24 protein-coding genes are annotated in these 25465 nt (G+C 68.5%); 14 read left to right on the plus strand and 10 right to left on the minus strand.

Annotated features, from left to right (window positions below):
• The first annotated feature begins 96 nt into the window (after positions 1-96).
• The 3 genes from Q0Z66_RS03445 to Q0Z66_RS03455 are packed head-to-tail and all read left to right on the plus strand — an operon-like array spanning position 97 to position 2265.
• The gene (locus Q0Z66_RS03445) at positions 97-705 is read left to right on the plus strand and encodes a sigma-70 family RNA polymerase sigma factor (RefSeq protein WP_298037786.1); all 609 of its coding nucleotides are present in this window, start codon (positions 97-99) and stop codon (positions 703-705) included.
• The gene (locus Q0Z66_RS03450) at positions 702-941 is read left to right on the plus strand and encodes a zf-HC2 domain-containing protein (RefSeq protein WP_298037788.1); all 240 of its coding nucleotides are present in this window, start codon (positions 702-704) and stop codon (positions 939-941) included. The genes Q0Z66_RS03445 and Q0Z66_RS03450 overlap by 4 nt, the downstream gene beginning before the upstream one ends.
• A 31-nt stretch (positions 942-972) precedes the next feature.
• Positions 973-2265 carry a GNAT family N-acetyltransferase gene (locus tag Q0Z66_RS03455; RefSeq protein WP_298037791.1) on the plus strand — a complete coding sequence of 431 codons (1293 nt, stop codon included), beginning with the start codon at positions 973-975 and terminating at the stop codon, positions 2263-2265.
• Positions 2266-2336: 71 nt separating this feature from the next.
• On the opposite strand, the gene Q0Z66_RS03460 is transcribed toward Q0Z66_RS03455, so the two are convergent.
• Positions 2337-3257 carry a diacylglycerol kinase family protein gene (locus Q0Z66_RS03460; RefSeq protein WP_298037792.1) on the minus strand — a complete coding sequence of 307 codons (921 nt, stop codon included), beginning with the start codon at positions 3255-3257 and terminating at the stop codon, positions 2337-2339.
• Positions 3254-6943, minus strand: a complete 3690-nt coding sequence (locus tag Q0Z66_RS03465) for a multifunctional oxoglutarate decarboxylase/oxoglutarate dehydrogenase thiamine pyrophosphate-binding subunit/dihydrolipoyllysine-residue succinyltransferase subunit (protein ID WP_298037794.1) — start codon at positions 6941-6943, stop codon at positions 3254-3256. Before Q0Z66_RS03465 ends, Q0Z66_RS03460 begins: the two co-directional genes overlap by 4 nt.
• Positions 6944-7170: 227 nt before the next feature.
• Here Q0Z66_RS03465 and Q0Z66_RS03470 point away from each other — a divergent pair, with 227 nt between their 5' ends.
• Both Q0Z66_RS03470 and Q0Z66_RS03475 read left to right on the plus strand, forming a co-directional pair.
• The gene (locus Q0Z66_RS03470) at positions 7171-8490 is read left to right on the plus strand and encodes a hemolysin family protein (protein ID WP_298037839.1); all 1320 of its coding nucleotides are present in this window, start codon (positions 7171-7173) and stop codon (positions 8488-8490) included.
• Entirely contained in the window at positions 8487-9548 is a 1062-nt protein-coding gene (locus Q0Z66_RS03475) for a hemolysin family protein (protein WP_298037797.1), read from the plus strand. Before Q0Z66_RS03470 ends, Q0Z66_RS03475 begins: the two co-directional genes overlap by 4 nt.
• Before the next feature lie 42 nt (positions 9549-9590).
• Here the strand turns inward: Q0Z66_RS03475 and Q0Z66_RS03480 are convergent, their stop codons facing one another.
• Positions 9591-10661, minus strand: a complete 1071-nt coding sequence (locus Q0Z66_RS03480) for an NADH:flavin oxidoreductase/NADH oxidase (RefSeq protein ID WP_298037798.1) — start codon at positions 10659-10661, stop codon at positions 9591-9593.
• A gap of 117 nt (positions 10662-10778) precedes the next feature.
• Here Q0Z66_RS03480 and Q0Z66_RS03485 point away from each other — a divergent pair, with 117 nt between their 5' ends.
• The 6 genes from Q0Z66_RS03485 to Q0Z66_RS03510 all read left to right on the plus strand — a co-directional run bounded on the left by Q0Z66_RS03485 (position 10779) and on the right by Q0Z66_RS03510 (position 15834).
• Positions 10779-11474 carry a hypothetical protein gene (locus tag Q0Z66_RS03485; RefSeq protein WP_298037800.1) on the plus strand — a complete coding sequence of 232 codons (696 nt, stop codon included), beginning with the start codon at positions 10779-10781 and terminating at the stop codon, positions 11472-11474.
• A 93-nt stretch (positions 11475-11567) separates the two neighbouring features.
• Positions 11568-12401 carry an ADP/ATP-dependent (S)-NAD(P)H-hydrate dehydratase gene (locus Q0Z66_RS03490; RefSeq protein WP_298037803.1) on the plus strand — a complete coding sequence of 278 codons (834 nt, stop codon included), beginning with the start codon at positions 11568-11570 and terminating at the stop codon, positions 12399-12401.
• Positions 12398-13621 (plus strand): hypothetical protein, encoded by a 1224-nt coding sequence (locus Q0Z66_RS03495; RefSeq protein WP_298037805.1) that lies wholly within the window; start codon positions 12398-12400, stop codon positions 13619-13621. Before Q0Z66_RS03490 ends, Q0Z66_RS03495 begins: the two co-directional genes overlap by 4 nt.
• Positions 13622-13634: 13 nt before the next feature.
• Positions 13635-13952, plus strand: coding sequence for a thiamine-binding protein (locus Q0Z66_RS03500; protein WP_298037807.1), 318 nt, complete (start codon positions 13635-13637; stop codon positions 13950-13952).
• Between the two features lie 45 nt (positions 13953-13997).
• The gene (locus Q0Z66_RS03505; protein ID WP_298037842.1) at positions 13998-15185 is read left to right on the plus strand and encodes an MFS transporter; all 1188 of its coding nucleotides are present in this window, start codon (positions 13998-14000) and stop codon (positions 15183-15185) included.
• A 22-nt stretch (positions 15186-15207) separates the two neighbouring features.
• Entirely contained in the window at positions 15208-15834 is a 627-nt protein-coding gene (locus Q0Z66_RS03510) for an NUDIX hydrolase (protein ID WP_298037808.1), read from the plus strand.
• Position 15835: 1 nt separating this feature from the next.
• Here the strand turns inward: Q0Z66_RS03510 and Q0Z66_RS03515 are convergent, their stop codons facing one another.
• Together Q0Z66_RS03515 and Q0Z66_RS03520 are read right to left on the minus strand one after the other, a co-directional pair.
• Complete coding sequence (locus Q0Z66_RS03515; RefSeq protein ID WP_298037811.1) at positions 15836-17044, minus strand: homoserine O-acetyltransferase; 1209 nt, start codon at positions 17042-17044, stop codon at positions 15836-15838.
• A gap of 103 nt (positions 17045-17147) precedes the next feature.
• The gene (locus tag Q0Z66_RS03520; RefSeq protein ID WP_298037813.1) at positions 17148-18470 is read right to left on the minus strand and encodes a bifunctional o-acetylhomoserine/o-acetylserine sulfhydrylase; all 1323 of its coding nucleotides are present in this window, start codon (positions 18468-18470) and stop codon (positions 17148-17150) included.
• A 143-nt stretch (positions 18471-18613) separates the two neighbouring features.
• On the opposite strand from Q0Z66_RS03520, the gene Q0Z66_RS03525 reads away from it, so the two are divergent.
• Genes Q0Z66_RS03525 through Q0Z66_RS03535 form a run of 3 tightly spaced genes read left to right on the plus strand, consistent with a single transcriptional unit; the run spans position 18614 to position 20734 of the window.
• Entirely contained in the window at positions 18614-19405 is a 792-nt protein-coding gene (locus tag Q0Z66_RS03525; RefSeq protein ID WP_298037816.1) for an SDR family oxidoreductase, read from the plus strand.
• Complete coding sequence (locus Q0Z66_RS03530) at positions 19405-20121, plus strand: uracil-DNA glycosylase (protein WP_298037819.1); 717 nt, start codon at positions 19405-19407, stop codon at positions 20119-20121. The genes Q0Z66_RS03525 and Q0Z66_RS03530 overlap by 1 nt, the downstream gene beginning before the upstream one ends.
• 4 nt (positions 20122-20125) lie before the next feature.
• On the plus strand, positions 20126-20734 hold the full coding sequence (locus Q0Z66_RS03535) for a GNAT family N-acetyltransferase (protein ID WP_298037822.1): 609 nt from the start codon (positions 20126-20128) through the stop codon (positions 20732-20734).
• On the opposite strand, the gene Q0Z66_RS03540 is transcribed toward Q0Z66_RS03535, so the two are convergent.
• From Q0Z66_RS03540 to Q0Z66_RS03560, 5 genes are all read right to left on the minus strand, one after another.
• Entirely contained in the window at positions 20697-21506 is an 810-nt protein-coding gene (locus tag Q0Z66_RS03540; protein WP_298037825.1) for an ABC transporter ATP-binding protein, read from the minus strand. The genes Q0Z66_RS03535 and Q0Z66_RS03540 overlap by 38 nt on opposite strands.
• Positions 21503-22294, minus strand: a complete 792-nt coding sequence (locus Q0Z66_RS03545; RefSeq protein ID WP_298037828.1) for an ABC transporter ATP-binding protein — start codon at positions 22292-22294, stop codon at positions 21503-21505. Before Q0Z66_RS03545 ends, Q0Z66_RS03540 begins: the two co-directional genes overlap by 4 nt.
• Positions 22291-23157, minus strand: coding sequence for an ABC transporter permease (locus tag Q0Z66_RS03550; protein ID WP_298037843.1), 867 nt, complete (start codon positions 23155-23157; stop codon positions 22291-22293). Before Q0Z66_RS03550 ends, Q0Z66_RS03545 begins: the two co-directional genes overlap by 4 nt.
• A complete protein-coding gene (locus Q0Z66_RS03555; protein WP_298037831.1) occupies positions 23157-24107 on the minus strand; it encodes an ABC transporter permease in 951 nt (316 codons plus the stop codon). The genes Q0Z66_RS03550 and Q0Z66_RS03555 overlap by 1 nt, the downstream gene beginning before the upstream one ends.
• 6 nt (positions 24108-24113) lie before the next feature.
• The coding region (locus Q0Z66_RS03560; RefSeq protein WP_298037833.1) for an ABC transporter substrate-binding protein at positions 24114-25465 on the minus strand (1352 nt) is incomplete at its 5' end.

Raw genomic sequence — 25465 nt, forward strand, 5'->3', positions numbered from 1 at the left:
AGTGAATGCCCTCGAAAGCGCCGAAAGAAGGGAGATCCTGTGGTCGCGACGCTGGAGACCGGGTTCGAGGAGCTCCTCGGCCTAGACTGGCCCGTGATGGATGAGACGACACACGCAGACACCGCGCGCGGTGATGCTCGACGTGAGTTCGAGGACCAGGCGATCCCCTTCATGGATCAGCTCTATGCGGCGGCCATGCGCATGACGAGGAACCCCGCCGATGCGGCGGATCTCGTTCAGGAGACCTTCGTCAAGGCCTTCGCGTCCTGGGCGTCCTTCACGCAGGGCACCAACCTGAAGGCGTGGCTCTACCGCATCCTCACCAATACGTACATCAACATCTATCGCAAGAAGCAGCGGGAGCCCTTCCAGGGCACGATCGACGAGCTCGAGGACTGGCAGATGGGCGGTGCCGAGTCCACGACGGCGTCGCACGGCCGTTCCGCCGAGGCGGAGGCGATCGATCGGATGCCGGCATCCGTCGTCAAGGATGCGCTGCAGGAGGTCCCCGAGGACTTCCGACTGGCCGTCTACCTGGCCGACGTGGAGGGATTCGCGTACCAGGAGATCGCCGACATCATGAAGACCCCCATCGGCACCGTGATGAGCCGCCTGCACCGTGGCAGACGGATGCTGCGGGAGCTGCTGGCTGACTATGCCGCTGAGCGAGGAATCGCCACGGCCGCTATAAGGAGCAAGAAATGAGCGATTGCGGCTGCGAGAAGGCCCGACAGGACCTCGAAGAGTATTTGCGCAACGAGGTCTGCAAGACCCAGCACTCCGTGCTCAAAGAGCACATCGACAGCTGCCCGGAGTGCCAGGAGGAGGCTCTCGTGGCCACGACCCTCACCGAGGTCGTCGCCCGGGCCTGCAAGGAGAGCGCACCCGAAGAACTGCGCGATCAGGTGCTCGCGCGTCTGCGTTCGGCGACGGCGCACTGACACAGCCCCTTTTCGCCTCTAGGCTGGGGCGATGACCGACGCACGTGATGTTCCCGTCGACCCGACCAGCTTCGAGCGCCTCGCCGAGCAGGAGCTGACATACCGTCTCATCGACACGGCCTCGGATGCCGATACCGAGGCGTTCCTGCGCGCCGATGCGCGCGGTTTCCTCGATCGGGAGCCGACGGATGAGCAGATCATCGCCGATCGACCGCATCTGCGCGACCGGCGCAACGTCGGAGTGTTCGAGAAGGGCGCCCAGCAGGGCGACTTCCCCGTCGCCACGGTCAACGCCTGGGAGACGCCGCTGACGGTTCCCGGTGGTGAGATCGAGATGTGGGCGATCAGCTCAGTGACGGTCGCGGGAACGCATCGGCGACGGGGGATCGCGCGCAACCTCCTCGAAGGAGAACTGCGCGCTGCGGCATCGGCCGGTTTCGCGATGGCCGGACTCACCGTCAGCGAGGCCACCATCTACGGACGATACGGCTTCGCCTCGGCGATCCCGGTCGCGCACTTCCGCATCGATACGCGCCGTGCGGGCTGGGCCGGCGGTGATCCCCTCGGACGCCTCGAATACCTCGACAAGCACGAGTTGAAGCAGCAGCTGGCGGTGCTCCACCAGGCGGTGCGGCGGCACAGGAGCGGCCAGGTCGCCGGGTGGGAGCGCCGCTGGGAGCAACAGGCCGGACTCAACCCCGGCGATCCCACCGCGTCGGCCGTGCGCGGCATCGCCTTCCGCGACGAGGCCGGTGTCATGCGCGGCGTCATGTCGTACAAGCTGGAGGAGATCCCGGGCGCTTTCCGCTACCGCATGGCGATCACCCATCTGATCGCGACGACGCCGGAGGCGCGCCGAGGACTCTGGGGCTTTGCGCTCCAGCACGATCTCGTCACCGAGATCACCGCAGATCTGCGGCCGCTCGACGACCCGCTGCCGTGGCTCGTCCGCGACCGACGCGGCATCGTGATCACGGCGCACGACCACGGCTGGCTCCGCATCCTCGATGTTCCGGCGGCCCTGGCCGCGCGTTCGTACCGCGCGCCCCTCGACGTCGTCCTGCGTGTGAACGACCCCCTGGGCTTCGGGGCCGGAACATGGCGGATCGTGGTGTCGGACGGTGTCGCGACGGCGGAGCCCGCTCCTGATGCCGAGCCGGACGGCCTCATCGACATCGGCTCGCTGTCCGCGATCTACGCCGGAGGAGTGACGGCGACGCAGCTGAGGGCCGCGGGCCGTCTGGACGCCCCGCTCGAGATCGCGGCTTCTCTCGACGATGCGTTCCGGGCCATCGAGGCTCCCGTCCTCAGCATCTGGTACTGATCGGTCCGGGCCGACTCACCCGGGCCGACTCACCCGGGCCGACTCACCCGGGCCGACTCACCCGGGCCGACTCACCCGGCCTGAGGAACACGGATGCCGAGGGCTCCGGGGAGGAGATCGACCGTCATCGGCAGCGGACCCATGGGGTCGCCGTCGGCGTAACCGGTGAGACCGGGCGAGCTGAGGCGAACCTCGCGCACCCGCTGGACGAGGACCTCGGGAAAGGCCAGATGCCGGCCGGAGAACGCCCGCGCGAGAATGCGCACGAGACGCAGCCGCGAAGCGGGCCGCACGAACACCAGATCGAGCAGGCCATCGCCGGGATCGGCGTCGGGGGCGATCGGAACACCGCCGCCGTAGGTCGTCGTATTCGCGATCGCCGTTAGCAGCAGGCGGCCTTCGGAGGAACCGGCGACGCCGTCGGCATCGACCCAGGACAGGGCGAAGGGGACCGGTGCGAGGCGGATGAATTCGATGAGGATCGCCGCGTTGTACCGGGCTCGCCCCTGAAGCCGCCGCATCCGATTCGCCCGCTCGTTGACCTTCGAATCGAACCCGCTCGCGAATATCGTTCCGAAGAGCGACACTGAGCCGTCATCGCGGCGGACGCGGCCGACATCGATCATGCGCAGGTCGCCGTCGAAGACGAGATCGGCAGCGGCCTCCGGGTCGCGGGGGAGCCCGAGCGATGCGGCGAAATCGTTGCCGGTGCCGACGGGGATGAGGGTCAGCGCGATACCGGAGCCGTGGAGCGCTTCGACGGCGAGGCGGAGGGTCCCGTCGCCACCGATGGCGACGACGGCCTCCGGGCGATCGGAACGAGCCGCGGCAAGTGCCCGACGGGTGTCATCGAGCGATCTGCCGCCGTCGATGGCCACGGACGCACCGCGGCCGCGCAGACGTTCGATTGCTCGAACGGCTGCGCGGCCGGCGGTGCCACCCCGCGCCGTCGGGTTCACGACGACCGTGACGCGTGGGGCGGCGATGGTCAATCCAGCGTCAGCGCGCGCTTGAGCAGCTCTGCCTGCTCGACGGCGTGCACCTTGGAGGATCCGGTCGCCGGCGACGCCGAGGCGGCGCGGGAGATGACGCGGAAGCCGCGTTCGCGGACCTTCGCGAACTCCAGAGCCAGGAACGGCCAGGCGCCCTGGTTCTCGGGCTCGTCCTGAACCCAGACCAGCTCGGCGTTGGGGTACGTGTCGGTGATCGCCTTCAGCGCCTCCAACGGCGTCGGGTACAGCTGCTCGAGGCGGACCAGGGCGATCGCGTCGTTCGGCTTCTTGTCGAGCTCGCTGCGCAGATCCCAGTGGATCTTGCCCGAGTGCACCAGCACGCGCTTGACCGCATTGCGGTCGATCGCGCGGTCGTCATCGAGAACCGGCTCGAAGCGGCCGCTCGTGAAGTCCTCGACCTGGCTGGTCGCACCGCGCAGACGCAGCATCGCCTTCGGCGTGAACACGACCAGGGGCTTGCGCGGGCGGGCATAGGCCTGACGACGCAGCAGGTGGAAGTGCGAAGCCGGCGTCGACGGGCGCGCGACGATCATGTTCTCCTGTGCGCACAGCTGCAGGAATCGCTCGATGCGGGCGGAGGAGTGGTCGGGGCCCTGGCCCTCGTAGCCGTGCGGCAGCAGCAGGACGACGCCCGACTGCTGACCCCACTTCTGCTCGGCCGACGAGATGTACTCGTCGATGACGGCCTGTGCGGTGTTGGCGAAGTCGCCGAACTGAGCTTCCCACAGCACGAGGGCCTCGGGCGCCTCGACCGAGTAGCCGTACTCGTACGCCATCGCGGCGTACTCGCTGAGCAGCGAGTCGTAGACGAAGAAGCGGCCCTGCGTCTCGGAGAGGTTCGACAGCGGCAGCCATTCCTGCCCGTTCTCACGGTCGTGCATGACGGCGTGGCGCTGCACGAAGGTACCGCGACGCGAGTCCTGACCCGCCAGACGCACCGGGGTGCCCTCGGTCAGCAGCGAGCCGAATGCGAGCAGCTCGCCGAAGCCCCAGTCGATGTTGCCCGAGCGCGTCATCTCGACGCGCTTGTCGAGCAGCTGCTGGATCTTCGGGTGCACCGTGAAGCCCTCGGGCTTGTTGGCGAAGGCCTCGCCGATGAGCTTGACGACCTCGGTGGAGATGCCGGTGACCTCGGGCTCGCCGACGACATCATCGACCGGCGAGAGCTCGGGAGCGATCGGCGTTGCACCGGTCTCGGCCGCGTGCGTCTCGGCGAAGGCGATCTCCAGGCGCTGCTGGAAGTCGTTCTTGGCCTCCTCGTACTCCTCTTCGGTGATGTCGCCGCGGCCCACCAGGGCCTCGGTGTAGAGCTTGCGCACCGAGCGCTTCGCCTGGATGAGGTCGGTCATCAGCGGCTGCGTCATCGACGGGTCATCGCCCTCGTTGTGTCCGCGGCGGCGGTAGCAGACGAGGTCGATCACGACATCGCGGTGGAAGCGCTCGCGGTACTCGAAGGCGAGCTGGGCGACGTGGATGACGGACTCGGGGTCGTCGCCGTTCACGTGGAAGATCGGCGCCTGCGTGGTCTTGGCGACATCCGTCGCGTAGACCGAGGTGCGGGCATCGGTCGGGGTCGTGGTGAATCCGACCTGGTTGTTGACGACCACGTGGATCGTGCCACCGGTGCGGTAACCGCGCAGCTGCGCCATCTGCAAGGTCTCGACGACCACGCCCTGGCCCGCGAATGCTGCGTCGCCGTGCACGAGCACGGGCAGCCACGAGAAGGTGCCGATGGGCTTGCGGTCCTGCTTGGCGCGCACGATGCCCTCGAGAACGCCGTCGACGGTCTCGAGGTGCGAGGGGTTCGCCGCAAGGTAGACGGGCAGCTCGGAGCTGTCGTCTCCGACGAAGGTGCCCTCGGTGCCGAGGTGGTACTTGACGTCGCCGGAGCCGCGCTGGTTGCCGGGGGTCTGGATGCCCTCGAACTCGCGGAAGACCTGTCCGTAGGTCTTGCCGGCGATGTTGGTGAGCACGTTCAGACGGCCGCGGTGGGCCATGCCGATCGCCGCGCCGTCGAGGCCCGCCGTGGCCGCGCCGGAGAGGATCTCGTCCAGCAGCGGGATCAGCGACTCGCCGCCCTCGAGGGAGAAGCGCTTCTGGCCGACGAACTTCGTCTGCAGGAAGGTTTCGAACGCCTCGGCCTCGTTGAGCTTGCGCAGCACGCGCAGCTGCTCGGCGTGGCCGGGCTTCTGGTACTTGACCTCGATCTTGTCCTGGAACCACCGGCGCTGCTCGGGGTCCTGGATGTGCATGTACTCGATGCCGAGCGTGCGGCAGTACGAGTCGCGCAGCACGCCGAGGATGTCGCGCAGCTTCATGACGCGCTTGCCGCCGAAGCCGCCCGTGACGAATTCGCGGTCGAGGTCCCAGAACGTCAGGCCGTGGCTCTCGATCTCCAGGTCGGGGTGCGAGCGCTGCACGTACTCGAGCGGGTCGATGTCGGCCATGAGGTGACCGCGCACACGGTAGGAGTTGATGAGCTCCTGCACGCGGGACTGCTTGTCGACGCGCTCGGCGAGGTCGACCGCGATGTCGGGGTTCCAGCGGATGGGCGCGTAGGGGATGCGCAGAGCCGCGAAGATGTCGTCGTAGAAGCCGCGCTGGCCGATGAGCAGCTCGTGGACCTTCTTGAGGAACTCGCCCGATCCCGCGCCCTGGATGACGCGGTGGTCGTAGGTGCTCGTGAGGGTGATGGTCTTGCCGATGGCCAGTTCGGCGAGCGTCTTCGCGCTCGCGCCCTGGAACTCCGCGGGGTACTCGAGGGCACCGGCGCCGATGATGCAGCCCTGCCCCTTCATCAGGCGAGGGACCGAGTGGACCGTGCCGATTCCGCCGGGGTTCGTTAGGGAGACGGTCGCGCCGGCGTGGTCGGCCGCGGTCAGCTTATTGTTGCGGGCGCGCGTGACGAGGTCTTCGTACGCGGCGAGGTACTCGCTGAACGACAGCGTCTCGGCGCGCTTGATGCTGGGCACCATGAGCGCGCGCGTGCCATCGGGCTTGGGGAGGTCGATCGCGATGCCGAGGTTGACGTGCGCCGGGGCGATGACCGAGGGCTTGCCGTCGATCTCCGCATAGGAGACGTTCTGGCTCGGGAACTCCTTCAGCGTCTGGATCAGGGCCCAGCCGATGAGGTGGGTGAAGCTGATCTTGCCGCCGCGGGAACGTGCCATGTGGTTGTTGATGACGATGCGGTTGTCGATCATCAGCTTCGCCGGGATCGTGCGCACGCTCGTGGCCGTGGGGATCGTCAGGGACTGATCCATGTTCGCGGCCAGGGTCTTGGTCAGGCCGCGCAGCGTCGTCACGACGTCTTCGACGGCGTCCTTCTGCTCGGCCTCCTTCGCCTTCGCGGCGGGCTTGGGCGCCTGTGCCGGAATCGGGGCGGAGGCTGCGGGCTTCGCGGTCGTGCGCGCGACGGGCTGCGAGCCGATCACCGGGATCGGTGCGGTCACCGGGTGATCCGTGCCGGCGGTGTTCGTCGTGGGAGCGGCTGCGGCGCCGGTCGATGCGGCATCCGGCTTGTAGCTCTCCAGGATCGGCCACCACTCCTTGTCGACCGCGTTGCGGTCGACCTTGAACTGCTCGTAGAGCTCGTCGACGAGCCACGAATTGGCTCCGAAATCTCCGTCGTCCGAACCCCCGACGCCGGCCACCTGGTTAGCCACGCGATATCGCCTCTTTCATCGCTGAATTTTGTCCGCGTGCGTCCGCGGAAGGTCCCGGGTCGCACGTCCTGCATATAGCCTAACGTGTCCCGAAGTCCCGGACTCCCAGCAGAAACCAAACAGTGCACGGTTGTGTTTCTGTAGAATCGGAGCACCATGGACGACCCTCCCAGTAGTAGTACCTCGCCCCACTGCCCGCGCTGCCACTCCGAGGAGGGCCGCCGATGATGGATTACGTCATGTTGGGCGTGGGGCTGCTCCTCACAGTCGGCACCGGCCTGTTCGTCGCCAGCGAATTCGCACTGGTGAATCTGGATCGTGCCGAACTCGAAGCCCGTCAGGCCCGCGGCGAATCACGGCTGGCGCTCACGATCGGCGCGCTGCGGCACACGTCGACGCACCTGTCATCCGCCCAGCTGGGAATCACGCTGACGACCCTGCTGACCGGTTACACGATGGAGCCGGCGCTGTCGAACCTGCTGCGCCCCGTCTTGACCTCGTGGGGGATCGCCGAGGCGGCCGTCGCCCCGATCTCGACCGTCGTCGCGATGGTGATCGCGACGGTTCTGTCGATGATCCTCGGCGAGCTGGTGCCCAAGAACTTCGCCCTCGCGCTGCCGCGTCAGACGGCGAAGCTCGTCGTGCCGTTCCAGGTGGGTTTCACAGCGCTGTTCAAGCCGGCGATCATCCTGCTCAACGGCAGCGCCAACGGCGTGCTGCGCTCGGTGGGCATCGAGCCGAAGGAAGAGCTGTCCGGGGCGCGCACCGCCGAGGAGCTGTCCTCCCTCGTGCGCCGTTCGGCCAGCGCCGGGGTGCTCGAGGCGGATACCGCGAGCCTGCTCGATCGCAGTCTGACATTCGCCCGGTTGTCGGCCGATGATGTCATGACGCCGCGGCCGAGCATGCAGGCGATCGCCGCGGGGGACTCCGCGGAGGACGTCATCCAGTTGGCCCGCCGAACCGGTCTGAGCCGTTTCCCCGTCTACGACGAGGATCTCGACGACATCACGGGCGTCGTCCATCTGAAGGCGGCGGTCTCCGTCCCCCGCGAGCGGCGTGCGGATGTGCCGGTCGGTGCGCTGGCAACCGAGCCGCTGCGCGTGCCGGAGACCCTGCACCTCGATGTGCTGATCTCCGAGCTGCGCGCGAAGGGCTACCAGCTCGCGATCGTCGTCGATGAGTACGGCGGAACGGCGGGAATCGTCACGCTGGAGGATCTCGTGGAGGAGATCGTCGGCGAGGTCTCGGACGAGCACGACCGCAGCCGTGCCGGAGTCGTGCGCGGACAGGATTCGATCACGTTCCCGGGCGAGCTGCGTCCGGATGAGCTGCAGAATCGCACCGCTGTACGGGTTCCGGCCGGAGAGGTGTACGACACGGTGGGCGGCTACATGATGAGCGTCCTCGAACGCGTGCCGTCGGCGGGCGATGAGGTGTCGCTGGATTCCGGCGTGCTGCAGGTGATCCGCATGGACGGGCGCCGAGTGGACCGGATCCGGTACACCCCGGTGCCGGTCGACGCCGCGAACGAGGAGGTGCAGCGATGAACGACTGGGCTGGAATCGTCTGGCTGGTGATCCTCCTCGTCGCGAACGCCTTCTTCGTGGGCGCGGAGTTCGCCGTCATCTCGGCGCGACGCTCGCAGATCGAGCCGCGTGCCGAAGAGGGATCCCGTGCGGCGAAGACCGCGCTTTACGCGATGGAGCACGCCACTCTCATGCTGGCGACCTCGCAGCTGGGCATCACGATCTGCTCGCTGCTGATCCTGAACGTCTCCGAGCCTGCGCTGCACCATCTCCTCGCGGTGCCGATGGAGGCCTTCGGCTGGACGCCGGGCGTCGTCGATCTGGTTGCATTCATCATCGCCCTCCTGCTGGTGTCGTACCTGCACGTCGTGTTCGGCGAGATGGTTCCGAAGAACCTCGCCTTCTCGGTTCCCGACCGGGCCGTGCTGATCCTCGCGCCGCCGCTGGTGTGGGTGTCGAAGGTGTTCATGCCGGTGATCTGGGTGCTCAATGCGATCGCGAACGGCGTGCTGCGCCTGTTCCGCGTGGAGCCGAAGAACGAGGCCGCGTCGACCTTCACGATCGATGAGGTCGCGACGATCGTCGACCAGTCGCGTCGTGAGGGCGTGCTCACCGACACTTCGGGAGCGGTCGCGAAGGCCGTCGAGTTCACCGACAAGAAGGCGCGGGATGTGGCCGTGGCGCTGGGCGACCTCGTCACGCTTCCGCAGTCGTCGACGCCGGATGACATCGAGCGGGCGGTGGCGCGCTACGGGTTCTCCCGGTATGTCATCGTCGATGATGAAGGAGCGCCCCAGGGATACGTGCACCTGAAGGATGTTCTGCGGGCATCGGCGGGTGAGGACGCCGAGGCGAAGGCCGCGGCGCCGATCCCGGCCAAGCGCATCCACCATATGGCTCCGGTCCAGGAGGACACGGATCTCGAGGATGCGCTGGCGGTCATGCGCCGTGCCGGCCGGCACCTGGCGAAGGTGCGCGATGCGCAGGGAAACACGACCGCGGTGCTGTTCCTGGAGGACATCCTCGAGGAGCTGATCGGAGAGGTGCAGGACGCCACGCGACGCGTGCGCGGCCGCTGAATCATCCGGTGGTGCCCGGCCCGGCAGGGCCGGGCACCACCATCAGCGCCAGACGGCGCGCAGATACTGCGCGGGCCAGCGCACATCCGCGCCGAGCCTGTGCGCTGCTCGCAGCCCGAAGTGCGGGTCGCGCAACCATTCGCGTCCGAGGAAGATCGCGTCGGCGGAACCATCGGCGAGGATCTGTTCGGCCTGCGACGCGTCCGTGATCAGGCCCACGGCGGACACCGGAACGGCCCCGCCCTGACGGACGGCGGTCGCGAGGGGCACCTGGTAGCCGGGGTGCACATCGATGCGCTGGTGCGCGACGAGCCCGCCGCTGGAGACATCGATGAGGTCGGCTCCGTGCTCGCGGGCCCACGTGCTGACGATCGTCGCTTCGTCCGTTGTGAATCCGCCTTCGGCATGGTCGGTGGCGGAGATGCGCACGAAGACCGGAATGCCGTCGCCGACCGTCTCGCGCACCGCGCGCACGATCTGCAGCAGCAGCCGTGCCCGGTTCTCGAGAGACCCGCCGTAGTCGTCCGTGCGCTGATTCGACAGCGGCGAGAGGAACTCGTGCAGCAGATACCCGTGCGCACCGTGGATCTCGATCATGTCGAAGCCGGCGCGCAGCGCGCGCACTGTCGCCGTGCGGAACGCCTCGACGAGCGTGCGGATGTCCGCGGCATCCATGGCCCTCGGCTCGGCCAGCCCCTCGAAGGCGATCGCCGAGGGGGCGACGGTGCGCCAGCCGCCGTCGCCGTCGGGAACGGAACCCTGCGCATCGGACCACGGCCACCACGTCGAGGCCTTGCGCCCTGCATGGGCGAGCTGCACACCGATCAGTCCGCCGCGCTCGTGCACCGAACGGATGACCGGTGTCCAGGCATCGGCCTGCTCGTCCGTCCACAGGCCGGCATCGCGCGGGGTGATGCGCCCTTCGGGGACGACCGCGGTCGCCTCGGCGACGATGAGTCCCGCGCCGCCATCGGCGAACTGCGACAGGTGGGTGCTGTGCCAGGACTGGACGACGCCGTCGCTGCCGGCGCTGTACATGCACATGGGGGAGACCCACAGACGGTTCGGGATGGTCACCGAGCGGATGGTCAGAGGAGAGAAGAGAAGACTCACCTCTCGACCGTATCCCGACTGCGCAGGAGCGGGCGTGCGTGCGTAACCGCTGAGAGCACCTATGCTTTTTTCTCGAGCGGATCGAACACACGATCTGCTCAGACCGGAGATTGCACCGTGACATTCACCTTCCGCACCCCTGCGTTGATCGCCGCCTCCGCTGTGCTCGCGCTCGGACTCACCGCGTGCTCGGCTTCAGAAGCCGAAGAGACCGCTCCCCAGCCCGTCGTGGAGGAGACCGCCGAGGCCGAAGAGACCGCCGAGGACACGGCCGACGTCGAGGCCGGCGCCATGCCCGAGTGGGGCGAGGGCTCGCTCGATGTCGGCGAGAAGATCGGTGCGATCGACACCGACAGCTGGCACGTAGACGTCTATCAGGTCGGAACCGGCGTGACCGACAAGAACAGCCTGATGGTCGACGCCGAGACCGAGGAGAACCTCCTGCCCGCCGGCAGCGAGGTCGTGTATGTGAACTTCGTGTTCACGAACACGACGGACGAGGAGATCCCGCTTTCGATCAGCCTGGGAAGCCCGCAGATCGCCTCGACCTCGTGGGCGTACCTCGGCGGACAGCCCAGCTTCACCTCGTCGGCCGGCTACGAGGCCCTCGGCCTGTCGGATGACGGCAAGCAGGTCGGCTTCGACGCGCCGTTCCTCGTCGCGCCCGGCCAGTCGTTCGCCCAGGCGACCAACTTCGCCTACGTGCCCGGTGACGAGTCCGAGGCGGAGGTCGGCCTCATCCAGGTCGATGACGCCGGTGAGCTGCTGCACGACACCAAGGAAGAAGGAGCGGTCATCGTCACGATCAAGTGACGCGCCTCCTGCGAGCATGACCGACGGCCCGACACCCGGAAGGGGTGCCGGGCCGTCGTCGTGCGGGGCGTTGGGGACCGCTACCGTGGGACGATGACATTCGTGCAGGAGTGGGCCGCTTCGGACAGCCGTCGGCTGCTGCGCGTTCCGACCGGCGACGACGACAAGTTCTCGCGCGGCGTCGTCGGAGTCCGCACCGGGTCGGACGCCTACCCCGGGGCGGCCGTGCTGGGGGTGGAAGCGGCGTGGCGCGCTGGAGCGGGCTATGTGCGCTTCGTCGGCGGCCGACGCGTCGCGGATGCGGTGATTGCGCGCCGCCCGGAGACCGTGGCGACGGATCCTTCGTCATCGCCGCGCGTCGATTGCTGGGTGATCGGGTCGGGTACGGATGCCGCCACCCGCAGCTCCGCGGAATCGGACGCGCTGCGCGGGCTCCTCGGCGGTCGGACTCCGATCGTCGTGGACGCCGGAGCGATCGACCTCGCGATCGGTGCATCCGCGCCGCTAATCGTGACACCCCATGCGGGCGAGCATGCGCGCCTGCGACATGCGCTCGGGCTGTCTGCGCCGGGCGCTGACCGCGCGGCGGATGCGGCGGAGACCGCCCGCGCCCTCGGCGGCACCGTGCTGCTGAAGGGGGCGCGCACGCTCGTGGCGGATCCCGAGGGGCGGGTGATCGGCCTGGACCCCGGCACCGGATGGCTGGCGACCGCCGGCACGGGGGATGTTCTCGCCGGGGTGATCGGCGCAGTTCTCGCCGCGAATCCGGATGCCGCCACCGCCGAGGTCGCGGCGACGGGCGCGTGGCTGCACGGCGCCGCGGCGCGCATCGCCTCCGGCTCCCAGGACGGTGCGACGGGGCATCCGATCGTCGCCCTCGATGTCGCTGCGGCTCTGCCTCATGCCATCGCGGAGCTGCTGCCGTGAAACTTCGTCTCCTGGCCCTGTGGGCGGCCTTCCTCACCGTGCATGTGCTCGTGGCATGGCTCGGCTGGGTGTATCCGAGTCAGCCCATGGGCGATGTCCACCTCGTCTACGAACCGTGGTCGCGCGCCGCGCTGAGCGGTGAGGGGGTCGTCGGCGTCACCGAGTCGTGGGTGTACCCGCAGCTGGCGCTCGCGCCGATGATGCTCACCCAGCTGTTCGCATGGCCGCTGACCGGCCTGGTCGGACCCGCTGCGGCGTATCTCATCGGCTGGGCCATCCTCGTCACGCTGCTCGACGCGCTGGGTTTCGCCGTTCTCCTCGCCCGCGGCGGTGCCGCCTCCCGCCGTGCCGCGGGATGGTTCTGGACCGTCGCGATCCTGCTGCTGGGGCCGATCGCGATGTACCGCATCGATGCCGTCACGGTGCCGCTGGCGGTCATCGGCGGATGCTGGCTGGTGCGCCGGCCCGCCGTGGCCACGGCGCTGCTCACGGTCGGCGCCTGGATCAAGATCTGGCCGGGGGCGCTCGTCCTCGCGGCGATCATCACCGCCCGCACGCGTATGCGGATGCTGCTGTCCGCGGTGGCCGTCACCGCGGGAGTCGTCGTCATGCTGCTGCTTCTCGGTGCGGAGGGGCGTCTGCTGGGCTTCCTCACGGAGCAGACCGGACGCGGCCTGCAGGTCGAAGCCGTCGCCGCAACCGGGTTCCTGTGGGCGGCGCTCTTCGGCGCAGCATCCATCGAGTACAGCTTCGAGATCCTGACGTTCCAGATCGTCGCTCCCGGGGCGGATGCTGCATCAGCAGCTCTCACGCCGATCATGGTCGTCATGGTGCTGGCGCTGACGGCGCTCGGCGCGCTGAAAGCGGTGCGGGGAGCTCGGTTCCCGCGGCTCATGCCGCCGCTCGCGCTCGCGCTCGTGGTGACGCTGATCGTGGCCAACAAGGTCGGCTCGCCGCAGTTCCAGACCTGGCTCATCGCCCCCGTGATCCTCTGGATCCTGTTCGATCGGGCGCGCTCCGTGACGCCCGCGCTTCTGGTGCTGCTCCTGTGCGCGCTGACCTGCCTCGTCTACCCGCTCACCTACGATGCGCTGTTGCAGGCGGAGCTCCTGCCGGTGCTGGTGCTGACGGCCCGCAACCTCACGCTCATCCTCCTGCTCGTCGTCGCGCTGCGCGCCCTGCTGCGCGTGCCGACCGGCAACATCCGTACCGCCCCCTGACGAAAGGCCTCCCATGCTCATCGCATTCTCCGTCGCACCCAGTGGCACCGGCGACACCGATGGATCCGTGCACGACGCCGTCGCGGCTGCGGTGAAGGTCGTCCGGGACTCCGGTCTCGCGCACCGCACGACGAGCATGTTCACCGAGGTCGAGGGGCCCGATTGGGACACCGTGATGGATGTCGTCAAGCGGGCCACCGAGGCGGTCATGCCTTTCGGGTCGCGCGTCTCCCTCGTGTTGAAGGCCGATATCCGGCCGGGGCGCACCGGGGAGATCGACGGCAAGCTCGAGCGCCTCGAACGGGCGATCGAAACATCCGATGACCAGTAGCATGGAGGGGTGAACCACTCCTCGACTCTTTCGAGGGGTGCGGCGATGATGGCGCTCCTCTCTCTCGCCATCGGCTCCTTCGGAATCGGCATGACCGAATTCGTCATCATGGGCCTCCTGCCCGACATCGCGCAGGACCTCCTCCCGGAGATGTCCGTGAGCGCGCCGGAGGACGCGATCGCGCGCACCGGCATCCTCGTCTCGCTCTACGCCCTCGGAGTCGTGATCGGCGCACCGACCATCGCGGGCCTCGTCGCCCGTTTCCCGCGGCATCACGTGATGCTCGGGCTTGCTATCGCGCTGACGGTCTTCAACGCGCTCACGGTCGTACTGCCGACATTCGGCCTGGTCGGCGTCTCGCGGCTCCTGGCGGGTCTCCCGCACGGCGCCTACTTCGGCATCGGCGCGCTCGTCGCGGCGGATGTCCTCGGACCGGGGCGCCGCGCCCAGGGCGTCGCGTTCATCCTCACCGGCCTCACGATCGCGAACGTCGTCGGCGTGCCCGTGGGCACCTATCTCGGCCAGGAGTGGGGCTGGCGCACCGCCTTCCTCATCGTCACCATCGTTTTCGCGATCGCGGCGATCAGCATCGCGCGATTCGTGCCGCCTCACCCGGGGGAGCCCGGGCGCACGCTGCGCAGCGAGCTCGGCGTCTTCCGCGTCGGCCAGGTGTGGCTGACACTGGGGATGGGGGCCATCGGCTTCGGCGGGTTCTTCGCCGTGTACAGCTACATCGCACCCCTCGTGACCGAGGTCGCCGGCTCTCCGGCCTGGGCCGTGCCGATCGTGCTCGTGCTCGTCGGACTCGGGATGACGGCCGGGAACCTGCTCGGCGGCTACGCCTCCGACCGCAACCTGCGCCGGACGCTGCTGCTGGGACTGGGCGGTCTCGCGGTGGCACTGGCCGCCCTGGCCCTGGTTTCGCAGAACATCATCCTGCTGGGAGTCTTCGCGATCCTGGTCGGGCTCGTCTCCTCGGTGCTCAGCCCCGCCATCCAGACCCGTCTGATGGACGTCGCCGGTGACAACCAGTCGATCGCCGCGGCCATGAACCACTCCGCGCTCAACGTCGGCAACAGCCTGGGTGCGCTCCTCGGCGGAGCCGTGATCGCCCTCGGCTGGGGGTTCACCGCTCCCGCCTGGGTCGGAGCGGCTCTTGCTCTCGGCGGACTCGTGATCGCCCTCATCGCCTACCGGGTCGAGAGCATCAGGCGCGTCGCCGAACTCGCCTGACATCGCGCTCTAGGGTGGGCTCATGAGCGCGATGATGCCCGTCGGAGGAACCGTCGTCCTGGTGCGCGATGCGCCGGACGGCATCGAGGTGCTGCTGATCCGTCGCCCGGATCGCGGTTCGTTCGCGAATGGCTGGGTCTTCCCCGGCGGTGTGGTCGAGCCGGTCGATGCCCGGCCCGGTGACGATGAGGCCCGCATCGCTGCGAACGCAGCGGTCCGGGAGTGCGAGGAGGAAGTCGGATTGCGGCCGCACGGGCTGCAGGCGATCTCCTGCTGGGTGCCCCCGATCGAGGCGTCCAAGCGCGTGCGCACCTGGTTCTTCCTCGCCCCGGCCCCGGACGGCGAGCAGGTTCTCGCTGCGGACGAGGTGGCGGATGCGCGCTGGCTCTCGCCGGAAGCGGCGCTGGCCGCGCATGCGGTGGGGGAGATCGTGCTGTTCCCGCCCACCTGGGTGACGTTGAACGCGCTCAGCGGAGCGCCCGATGCCGAGACCGTGCTCGGGGGCGCGGACGTTCCCGAGCTCTACGCCACTCATCTGGTCGGGGACGGGGTCTTCATCTGGGGCGGTGACGCCGGTCACCCGGAGGGCGGCGAGGGGTGCCATCGCCTCGAGACCGCATCCTTGCCGTGGAGCTACGTGCGCGACTGAATCAGCTCTCGAGCAGGCGTCGCAGGTGCCGGCCGACCTCGTCCGTCTCGATGAGGAACCCGTCGTGCCCGAAGTCGCTCGTGAGCACGACCGCGTCGTTGCCGTCGAGGGTGTTCGGGATGCTGCGGGCGATGCGGTGCTGCCCATCGACGGGGAAGAGACGGTCGGAGTCGATGCCGAGCACGAGAGTCTTCGCCGTCACCGCCTGCAGCGCCTCTTCGACGCCGCCGCGGCCGCGGCCCACGTCGTGGGAGTTCATGGCCTCGACGACGGTGATGTAGCTGTTCGCGTCGAAGCGCCTGGTGAACTTGTTTCCGTGGAAGTCGAGGTAGCTCTCCACCGCGAAGCGCCCGCCCTGGCCCAAGGGCGACACATCCGACTGCCAGGAGCGCTGGAATCGCTGATTGAGCTCGATCGGGCTGCGGTAGTTCAGCAGCGCCATGCGGCGGGCGAGGGCCAGGCCTCGATGCGGTCCATCGCCGTCCTCCTGGTCGTAGTACTCGCCGCCCTGGAATCGGGGATCGATGCGGATCGCCTCGAGCTGAACCGAGTTGAGCGCGATCTGGTCGGCGGTGTTGACCGGGGGAGAGGAGAGCACGGCGAGACGCTCCACGCGCTCGGGATGGGTGATGGCCCACTCGAGTGCGTGCATTCCGCCCATGGATCCGCCGATCACGGCCGACCATCGCTCGATGCCGAGCTGGTCGGCGAGCAGCGTCTGGGCGGCGACCTGATCGCGGATCGTGACATACGGGAATCGAGATGCCCACTCGTATCCGTCCGGGGCGATGCTGGCCGGGCCCGTCGATCCCTGGCATCCGCCGAGCATGTTGGGGGCGATGACGAACCAGCGATCGGTGTCGAGCGCCGCCCCGGGGCCGACGATGTCGTTCCACCAGCCGGCGGTCGGATGCCCGGGGCCGGCGTCGCCGCGCACATGGCTGTCTCCGGTGAGGGCGTGGAGGATCAGGATCGCGTTGTCGCCGGCGCTGTTGAGCTCACCCCAGCTCTCATAGGCGAGGCGGATGCCGGGCAGCTGCTGGCCGTTCTCGGTGCGGAAGGCGCCGAGCGCTGCGAACTCGCGGTCACCGGCCGGGTCGCCGTCGCGCCAGGCCCCGGTCGCCGGGGGGCGCGCTCGCAGCAGGCGGGCATCGGCCTCGGTCACCGGTGCCGACGGCACGGTGTCTTCGGAAGTGCTCTGCCAATCCATGTCTCTATTGTGGTCTGCTCCGGCGAAGCCGGGCGCCAGGTTACGCGAAGCCCCTCCCGGTTCCGAACCGGGAGGGGCTTGTGCGTCGTGACGAGGACGACGCTCAGGCGCGTGCGGCCTCCGAGACGCGGCGGGCTGCGGCGAGCGCCTGCTCGAGGTCTGCCGTGAGGTCGTCGATGTTCTCCAGGCCCACCGACAGTCGCACGAGCCCCGGTGTGACACCGGCGGTCAGCTGCTGCTCGGGGGTGAGCTGCGAGTGGGTGGTGGATGCCGGGTGGATGACGAGCGAGCGGACATCACCGATGTTCGCGAGGTGGCTGAACAGCGACAGGCTGTTGACGAACTCGCGTCCGGCCTCGACACCGCCCTTGAGCTCGAAGGAGAGGACCGCTCCGACGCCCTGCGGGGCGTACTGCTTGGCCTTCGCGTACCAGGGAGAGGACGGCAGGCCCGAGTAGTTCACGGAGGCGATGTCGGAGTGCGTCTCGAGCCACTGGGCGATCTGCTGCGCGTTCTGAACGTGACGCTCGATGCGCAGCGACAGGGTCTCGATGCCCTGGATGAGGTTCCAGGCGCTCTGCGGCGAGATCGCCGAGCCGAGGTCGCGCAGCAGCTGCACGCGCGCCTTGATGATGTAGGCGAGGGCGTCGCCGACCGCGGCGGTGTAGACGGCGCCATGGTACGAGGGATCGGGCTGGGTGAGCTCGGGGAACTTCTCGGCGTGCTCCGACCACGGGAACGTCCCGCCGTCGACGATCGCGCCGCCGATGGTCGTGCCGTGGCCGCCGAGGAACTTCGTCACGGAGTGCACGACGATGTCGGCGCCGTGCTCGAACGGACGGATCAGGTAGGGCGTCGCGATCGTGTTGTCGACGATGAGGGGGACGCCGCCGGCGTGCGCGACGTCGGCGATGCCGCGGATGTCGAGAACGTTGATCTGCGGGTTGCCGATCGTCTCGGCGAAGAACAGCTTCGTATTCGGGCGGACAGCGGCGCGCCACTCCTCGAGGTCGTCCTGGTTCTCGACGAACGTCACCTCGATGCCGAGCTTGGCGAGCGTGTACTTGAAGAGGTTGTACGTGCCGCCGTAGATCGAGCTGGAGGAGACGATGTGGTCGCCGGCCTGTGCGATGTTCAGCACGGCGAAGGTGGATGCCGCCTGGCCACTGGAGAGGACGAGGGCGCCGGTGCCCCCTTCGAGGGCTGCGAGCCGCTGCTCGAGCACATCCTGCGTGGGGTTCTGGATGCGGGTGTAGATGTTGCCGAACTCGGCCAGTGCGAACAGGTTCGCGGCGTGGTCGGCGTTGTCGAACACGTAGGACGTGGTCTGGTAGATCGGTGTGGCGCGGGCCTTCGTCACCGGGTCGGGTGCGGCGCCGGAGTGGATCTGCTTGGTCTCGAAGCGCCAGGTCTCGGGTGCGGACATGTGTTCCCCCTGGAACGTTAGCGGTCTGGTGGCGGATGCCGTTGATGAGAGCGTACGGAACCGTTCTGCGCCCGACAACGCCGCGGACACGCGACGTAACACCCGCGGCGGAGGGTTCGACGAAAAGGCTCTACGGTGGAGGCATGGTGACACGTCGTGCAGTGGTGACAGGGGCGAGTTCGGGAATCGGAGAGGCGACCGTTCGCGATCTCCGGGCCCGCGGGTGGGAAGTCGTCGGCGTCGCGCGTCGCGCCGACCGGTTGCAGCGCCTCGCCGAGGAGACCGGGGCATCGGTGATCGCCGCCGATCTCACCGACCCGGAGGCGATCACGGCCCTCGTCGGAGAGCTGGAGCGCACGGGGCCTGTGCACGCCCTCGTGCAGATCGCCGGCGGCGCGCGCGGCACCGACCGTGTCGAAGACGGCCGCATCGACGACTGGCAGTGGATGTACGACGTGAACGTCCTGTCGACGCAGCGTCTGATCGCCGCTCTGCTTCCGCAGCTGCGCCGTGCCGCGGCATCCGATGGCCACGCCGACATCACGGTCGTCACCTCCACGGCCTCGCAGGTGGCCTACCCCGGCGGCGGCGGGTACAACGCCGCCAAGGCCGCGCAGTCGATGATCATCAAGGCTCTGCGTCAGGAGCTCAACGGCGAACCCATCCGTGTCGTCGAGGTGGCGCCCGGAATGGTCCACACCGAGGAGTTCACCCTCAACCGCCTCGGCGGCGACGCTGTCGCGGCCGATTCGGTCTATGCCGGTGTTGCAGCGCCCCTCATCGCCGAGGATGTCGCCGACGTCATCGGCTACGCACTGGGCACGCCCGGGCACGTCAACCTCGACCTCATCACGATGCGCCCGGTCGCGCAGTCCGCGCAGCACCTGCTCGCCCGCGGCGAGCTGCAGGTGCGCAGCGGCATCGACGAGGACTGATGCCCGACTGGTCGCTCGAGCGGCTCGTCAGCACCGCGCAGATCGATCCGAGCTGGGCCGAAGCCCTGGCCCCGGCAGCAGGCGTCCTCGCCGATCTCGGCGAACAGCTGGAGGCGGAAGAGTATCTGCCCCGGCACGATCGGGTGCTGCGCGTCTTTCAACAACCGCTGCCGACGGCCCGCGTGCTCATCATCGGGCAGGACCCGTATCCGACGCCGGGGCATGCGATCGGGCTGGCCTTCGCGACGGAGGGCGATGTGCGTCCGCTCCCACGCAGCCTGCAGAACATCTATGCCGAACGCCAGAGCGACGTCGGCATCCGCCCCGCGCCCCATGGAGACCTGTCGGCCTGGAGCGAGCAGGGCGTCCTGCTGCTGAACCGGGTCCTCACGGTGAGTCCTGCCGCGGCCGGTTCCCACCGCGGCCGCGGCTGGGAGCACGTCACCGAAGCGGCCATTCGCGCGCTCGCCGCGCGGGACCAGCCGCTCGTCGCGATTCTGTGGGGCAAGGACGCCGCAGCTGTGCAACCGCTCCTCGGTGACACTCCGACGATCAGCTCCGCGCATCCTTCGCCGCTCTCAGCGCGCCGCGGCTTCTTCGGGTCGCGCCCGTTCTCCCGCACAGACGAGATGCTCATCGCCCAGGGGGCCGCCCCGATCGACTGGCATGTCGGTGGCGATGATGGTCCGGGGTTCGTCCCCGCGGCATTATTCTGACGGAATGCAGTTCGAACCGGGCGACCAGCGTCGCCGGTTGCCGCGCCATCTGCGCGAACCCGCCCCCGAGCCCGATTCGTTCGTCTACACGATCCGCACGGCCCAGCCGCGGGACCTGCCGGACATCCGCGCGATCTACAACCATTACGTCACCAACTCGGTCGTGACCTTCGATGAGAAGAACAGTACGCACCGCTCCTGGCGGGAGAAGTTCGCGATGCTGTCACGTCTCGGGCTCCCGTTCCTCGTAGCCGTCACACCGTCGAATCAGGTGATCGGCTATGCGCTCGTGCAACCCTGGGCGAGTAAGAGCGCGTTCCGGTACACGGCCGAGAACTCGATCTATCTCGGGCCGGGCGCCGGGGGCAAGGGCCTCGGGACGGCGCTGCTGGATGCACTGATCACCGCCTGCGAACAGGTTCGGCTCCGGGAGATCGTCGCCGTCATCAGCGACAGCGGGGCCGAAGCATCCCTGCACCTGCACCGCAAGGCCGGCTTCCGCGAGGTGGGACGGATGGGCGGCGTCGGATTCAAGTTCGGGCGTTCGCTGGGAACCGTCTACCTGCAGAAGTCGCTCACGCCGGTGCCGCGTCGCCGTTCGACGCGTCGATGACCGGGATCGCGGCCAAGAGCTGACGCGTGTAGTCCTCCCGCGGGGCCAGGAGCACATCCGCGGTCGCGCCGCGCTCGACGATGCGACCATCCTTCATCACTGCGACCGTGTCGCTGAGGTTCTGCACCACGCCGATGTCGTGGGAGACGAGCAGCAGGGTCAGGTCCTCGGCGGTGAGGAGTTCGCGCAGCAGCTTGAGGATCTGCGCACGCACCGTGACGTCGAGGGCCGAGAGGGGTTCATCGCCGACGAGGATCCGCGGCCGGTGAACGATGGCGCGGGCGATCGCGAGGCGCTGCCGCTGACCGCCGGAGAACTCGTGCGGATAGCGGCCGGCCATATCGGCGTCGAGATGCACCTGGGTGAGGACCTCACGCACCCGTGCGCGGCGGTCGCCCGCGATGTTCAGGGCCCACAGCGGTTCGGCGATGATCTGACCGGCCGTCATCCGAGGGTCCAGCGACGCGTACGGGTCCTGGAAGACGAGCCCGGTCTGGCGTCGCAACCAGTGCAACGAGCGGGCGGATGCTGCAGCATCCACGCGTCTTCCCGCGATCGTGACGGTGCCGGCGGTCGCCCGGTCGAGCCCCAGGAGCAGGCGCACGAGAGTCGACTTGCCCGATCCGGATTCGCCGATGATGCCGATCGACTCGCCGGCCTCGATCACCAGATCCGTCGGGTGCAGGGCGGTCTGCGTGCGACCGCGTTCGAACAGCGACGTGCGCGGGAGGGGGAAGTCGCGGCTCAGGCCGCGCGCCTCGATGAGACTCATGCGTCTGTCCTTCCCGGGCGCCAGAGCGTTGCGGTCGCATCCCGCAGCAGGGCCTGCGTCACGGGGGAGGACGGGGTGCTGAGAAGCGTCGAGACGGGCCCGTTCTCCATGATGCGGCCGTTCTCGAGAACGACGCCGTGCGTGGCGACCTGGGCGAGGACGGCGAGGTCGTGGGTGATGAACATCAGCGACATTCCCTCCTCCTCGACGAGCGAGAGGAGCAGGCGCAGCACCTCCGCCTGGATCGTGACGTCGAGAGCGGTTGTCGGCTCATCCGCGATGAGCAGCTGCGGTCGGCAGGCGAGGGCCATTGCGAGAGCGACGCGCTGGCGCTGACCGCCCGACAGCTGGTGCGGATACTTCGCCACGGTCGATTCGGGCTCCGGCAGGTGCACGCGCCGGGCCTCCTCGATGGCGCGGGCGCGGGCCTCGCGCCGCGTCGCCGCGGTGTGGATGCGGATGGACTCGGATATCTGGCGCCCGACCGTGCGGATGGGGTTCAGCGCGGTGCGCGGCTCTTGGAAGACGATGCCGATGTCATCGCCGCGGAAGCGGGCGAGCCGTCGGTCGGGCATGCCCAGAAGCTCAGTGCCGTTCCATCGGATGCTGCCGGAGGCCGTCGCTCCGTCGGGGAGGAGGCCGAGGATGGCGAGGGCGGTCAGCGACTTGCCGGAACCGGACTCGCCGATGATGCCGAGACGGGCGCCGTCGGGCACTTCGAAGGAGACGCCGTCGACGACGCGTCTGCCGCCGATCTCGATCGAGAGATCCTCAACGATGAGACTCATGCGACCACCGCCGGAGTGTGAACTTCGGCCGATCGGTGCTGCAGCGTCGGATCCGTCGCCTCGCGCAGCGCATCGCCGAGGAGATTCAGGGCGAGGACGGTGATCGTGATAGCGAGCCCCGGCCAGAGAACGGAGAGCGGGTGGATGCCGATGTACCGCTGGAGATCGGCGAGCAGGATGCCCCAGCTCGGCTCGACGACACTCGCCCCGAAACCGAGGTACGACAGGCCCGCCTCGGCCAGCACGGCGACCGCCATCGACCAGGACAGCTGCACGATGAACACGGGGGCGACGTTGGGGAGCAGGTGGCGGACGAGATTCTGTCCGGCCGTGAGTCCTGCTGCACGCCCGGCGACGACGAAGTCGCTCTGCTGGACGCGGCGCAGTTCGGGGCGCGTGACGCGTGCGATGTTGACGCCGAAGCCGATGCCGACCGCCCAGATCACGACCCAGAGCGAACCGCCCCAGACCGAGGAGATCATCATCGCGATGATCAGCACGGGGAAGGCGATGAGGATGTCGACGAGAACCGCGACGGTCTCGCGCATCCATCGGAAGGTCAGCGCGCCGAGGGCGGCGAGGGCGATGCCGAGAACCGTTGCGACGATGCCCGCGCCGACGCTGACGAAGACGGTCGTGCGCGCCCCCGCCATGATGAGGCTGAGGATGTCGCGCCCGGTGCCGTCGGTGCCGAGCAGATGCGGCCAGCTGGGGGACGCCCAGCGGTTTCGGACATCCGTCGACAGCGGGTTGAAAGGGGTCCAGAACACGGAGACGAGCGCGGTGAGCGCGATCACGATCACGACGATCACGCCGAATCGTCCGGTGGCGCTGCGGCACAGCGCGCGCAGCCAGCGGGGCATCATGCGCTCTCCCTCTGTCGCGGATCGATGAAGTGGTGCGCGAGGTCGACGAGGAAGCCGATCACGAGCACGAAACCGGTGAGGACCAGCAGTTCGCTCTGCACCTTGACGAGGTCGCGCGTTCCGACATCCGCCACGAGCATCCGCCCGATTCCCGGAAGAGTGAAGAGCTGCTCGATGATGACCGAGCCGACGATGATGCCCGCCACCTGCAGGCCGAGAACCGTGACGATCGAGAGGCCGACCGCCGGGATACCGTGCTGGATGAGCGCGCGGTTGCGGCTCAGGCCCTTCGCCGCCGCGGTGCGGACGAAGTCCTGCCCGCGCGCCTGCAGGGTGGCGCTGCGCACGAAGCGCAGCAGCATGGCGCCCTCGACGATGCCGATGGTCAGCGCGGGCAGGAGCAGGGCGCGGAACGCCTGCGCGGGCTGGTCCCACCCGGCGCGGGGGAAGCCCTGCGCGGGAAGCCAGCCCAACCAGACGGCGAAGACGACGATGAGCATCATGCCCGCCCAGATGACGGGGACGGCGGCGAAGGCCTGCGCCGTGACGCTGATGGCAGTGCCCCCGGAACGACCGCGCAGCAGAGCCGAGAGCACGCCGAAGGGGACGGCGATCAGCAGGGCGATGACGAGCGCCATGAGTCCCAGCGGAACCGTCACCTGCGCCTTCTCGGCGAGCTCTTCACCGACGGATGCTCCGCTGAGCTGCGATGTGCCGAGATCTCCGGTCAGCACGCCGCCGATCCAATCGCCGTATTGCACCAGGAGCGGACGATTCAGCCCCAGCGACTCCCTCAGCGCCTCGACCGTCGCCGGCGATGCCTGCGTTCCGGCGATCAGCTGTGCGACATCACCGGGGAAGACGCGCAGGGTGAGGAAGATGAGCACGCTCGACACGAAGAGCCCCGCGATCAGCAGGACTCCCCGTGTGAGCGTGTAGCGGATCACCGGATGTCACTCAGCGGCGACGGCGACCGCGGCCAGGTCGATGCGCGAGTTGATCGAGTCTTCGGGGAAGCCCGAGACGATCGGACGCACGGCCGTGATGGTCTCGCCCGTGTACAGCCAGTCCACCGCGTGGTCCTCGGAGACGAGGCGCGCGGCCTGCGCGAGAAGCCCGGCGGAGGCATCCGGGTCGATCTCTGTGAGTGCCTCGGCGTACAGGCGCTGCACCTCGGCGTTGTCGTAGCCGAAGTAGTAGTCCGGGTTCGCGAAGTTGCCGAAGTCGCGCGGTTCGACGTGGAGCACGTAGCTGAGGTCGTAGTCCTTGTTCGTGTACACGTCCTCGAGCCAGGTGGGGAACTCCACCGACTCGACCTGCAGAGTGACCCCGATCTTCGCGTAGTCCGAGACGAGCACCTGGGGCACGGTCGTGCCGTAGAAGACCGGGATCGTGAGAGTCAGCTCGAGGCCGTCCTCGTATCCCGCCTCGGCGAGCAGCTCGATCGCGTGATCGGGGTCGTAGGTCACGACGTCGGCGAGATCCTCATAGCCGGGGTCCAGCTCGGGGATCGGCCCGTAGAGAGTGGTTCCCGCGCCGACCGCTTCGATCAGACCCTCGTGGTCGACGGCGGCGCGCAGCGCCTCGCGCACGCGGACGTCGTCGAGCGGGGCCTTGGCGTTGTTGAAGCCGAGCGTCGCCTTGTCGGTCGTGCGGCCACGGGTCAGGGTGAATTCGCCGGAGCCCTCGAGCTCGCCCGCGAGGTTCGGGTCGACGGCGGTGAGCACATCGAGGCTCCCGTCGAGGGCGGCGTTGACACCAGCGGTGAAGTCCGGGATGTACTCGAACACCACCTCCGCGACGCCGGCGGTCTCGCCCCAATAGTCGTCGAAGCGGTCGAAGGCGATCCGGCTTCCCTTGCTCCAGCGCTGCAGGGTGAAGGGGCCGGTGCCGTTCTCAGCCGTCTGGAGATCTGTGGCGTCGCCGTCGCGGAACACCAGTCCGGCGGGACCGGTGAGGGTGAACAGGAAGTTCTGGTCGGGGTTCGTCAGGGTGATGACGACGGTGCTCTCGTCGGGAGCGGTGATGGATGCCACGTTCCCGAACTCCGTGTTGCCCTGGAGAGCTTCATCCGTGCGCACGGCTTCGAAGGATGCCACGACATCGGCGGAGGTCAGAGCATCGCCGTTGTGGAAGGTGATGCTGTCGTTCAGCGTGAACGTGTAGGTGAGGCCATCGGCGGAGACGTCGTAGGAGGAGGCCAGACGTTCGACGATCTGGTTGTCCTGAGTGCGGGTGACGAGGCCCTCGTAGATGTTGTCGATGAGGATCTGCTCGAGGGCCGCGCCGCTCGTGCGGCGGATGT

It is taken from the genome of uncultured Microbacterium sp. (assembly GCF_947632095.1).
Classification (GTDB): Bacteria; Actinomycetota; Actinomycetes; order Actinomycetales; family Microbacteriaceae; genus Microbacterium.